Below are 2,012 nucleotides of genomic sequence, written 5' to 3'. Positions count from 1 at the left end.
AAAACGCCGCCGGCATTTCTGCTCGGCGGCGTTTTGTTTGTTTTTATCATCGTTTTGAGAGGATACTGATTGCTCTTTATTAGGTTTGGCGGTGACCTACTCTCCCACACCTTAAGATGCAGTACCATTGGCGCAACCGTGCTTAACGGCCGAGTTCGGGAAGGGATCGGGTGTTTCACTGGTGCTGTGACCACCAAACCGAATAAAGAGCAATTCCAAGTCAAGTTATACTGTGATGTATGCTTTTGATTTTTCAGTAGAACTGTCTTCTACTGGATCAAATCAAGCCTATCGGACCATTAGTACCAGTCAGCTGAACGTGTTACCACGCTTACACCTCTGGCCTATCGACGAGGTAGTCTTCCTCGGTCCTCAGGGATACCTTGTTTTGAGGGGGGCTTCCCGCTTAGATGCCTTCAGCGGTTATCCTGTCCGTTCATAGCTACCCAGCACTACCGTTGGCACGATAACTGGTCCACCAGTGGAACGTTCACCCCGGTCCTCTCGTACTAGGGGCAACTCCTCTCAAGTATCCTACACCCACGGCAGATAGGGACCGAACTGTCTCACGACGTTCTAAACCCAGCTCACGTACCTCTTTAAACGGCGAACAGCCGTACCCTTGGGACCTGCTCCAGCCCCAGGATGAGATGAGCCGACATCGAGGTGCCAAACACTGCCGTCGATATGGACTCTTGGGCAGTATCAGCCTGTTATCCCCGGCGTACCTTTTATCCGTTGAGCGATGGCCCTTCCACTCGGGACCACCGGATCACTATGGCCGTCTTTCGACTCTGCTCGACTTGTCAGTCTCGCAGTCAGGCTGGCTTCTGCCATTGCACTCAACGAGCGATTTCCGACCGCTCTGAGCCAACCTTCGCGCGCCTCCGTTACTCTTTAGGAGGCGACCGCCCCAGTCAAACTACCCGCCACACAGGGTCCCGGATCCGGATAACGGACCGCGGTTAGACATCAAACAGAACAAGGGTGGTATCTCAAAGGAGGCTCCCTCAGAACTGGCGTCCTGAGTTCAAAGCCTACCACCTATTCTGCACATGTTGTGTCTGATGCCAGTGTGAAGCTGTAGTAAAGGTGCACGGGGTCTTTCCGTCTAACCGCGGGAAGCCTGCATCTTGACAGGCAATTCAATTTCGCTGAGTCGATGTTGGAGACAGCGGGGAAGTCGTTACGCCATTCGTGCAGGTCGGAACTTACCCGACAAGGAATTTCGCTACCTTAGGACCGTTATAGTTACGGCCGCCGTTTACCTGGGCTTCAATTCGGAGCTTGCACTCCTCCTTTTAACCTTCAGGCACCGGGCAGGCGTCAGACCCTATACGTCGTCTTGCGACTTCGCAGAGCCCTGTGTTTTTAGTAAACAGTCGCCACCCCCTAGTTTGTGCCCCCAGTCAATACTTGCGTAGAAACTGGGCCTCCTTCTCGCGAACTTACGGAGGTATTTTGCCGAGTTCCTTCAACATCGTTCTCTCAAGCGCCTTGGTATACTCTACCTATCCACCTGTGTCGGTTTAGGGTACGGTCTTATAGGAGGGCTATTTCCAGGAACCTCTAAGCAGCCCATTCAATCCGATAAGGATGAACTACCTTCGAGATCCGTCACCACTCCACGGCCCAGGAATATTAACCTGGTTCCCATCGCCTACGCCTTTCGGCCTCGGCTTAGGGGCCGGCTTACCCTGCTCAGATTAGCTTTAAGCAGGAACCCTTGGATTTTCGGCGAGGGGGTCTCTCACCCCCTTTGTCGCTACTCATGTCATCATTCTCACTAGTGATCTCTCCACGGGATCGCTCACACGCCCGCTTCATCGAAAGCTCCGATCCTCAAATGCATCCGAAGATGCTAATGAGGAATGGAACTATGTCACACTACGCTCTGCTACCGCGTGCATAAATGCACACCCTAAGCTTCGGCTCATGGCTTGAGCCCCGGTACATCTTCGCCGCAAGACAACTTATTTAGACCAGTGAGCTGTTACGCTATCTTTAAAGGA

2 rRNA genes (1 of these 2 only partly in view) are annotated in these 2,012 nt (G+C 52.8%); both read right to left on the bottom strand.

Going from position 1 to position 2,012, the window contains the following annotated elements:
• Positions 1-83: 83 nt before the first annotated feature.
• Positions 84-198: ribosomal RNA gene (gene rrf, locus ACP15F_RS15225) — 5S ribosomal RNA — on the bottom strand.
• 80 nt (positions 199-278) lie between these two features.
• Positions 279-2,012 (bottom strand): 23S ribosomal RNA (locus ACP15F_RS15220); it runs 1,098 nt beyond the window's last position.

Source organism: Aliiroseovarius sp. S253 (assembly GCF_049800855.1).
In the GTDB taxonomy this organism is placed as follows: Bacteria; Pseudomonadota; Alphaproteobacteria; order Rhodobacterales; family Rhodobacteraceae; genus Aliiroseovarius.
Note: the sequence above shows the minus strand (reverse complement) of the source record. Positions and strands in the feature narration are given on the sequence as shown.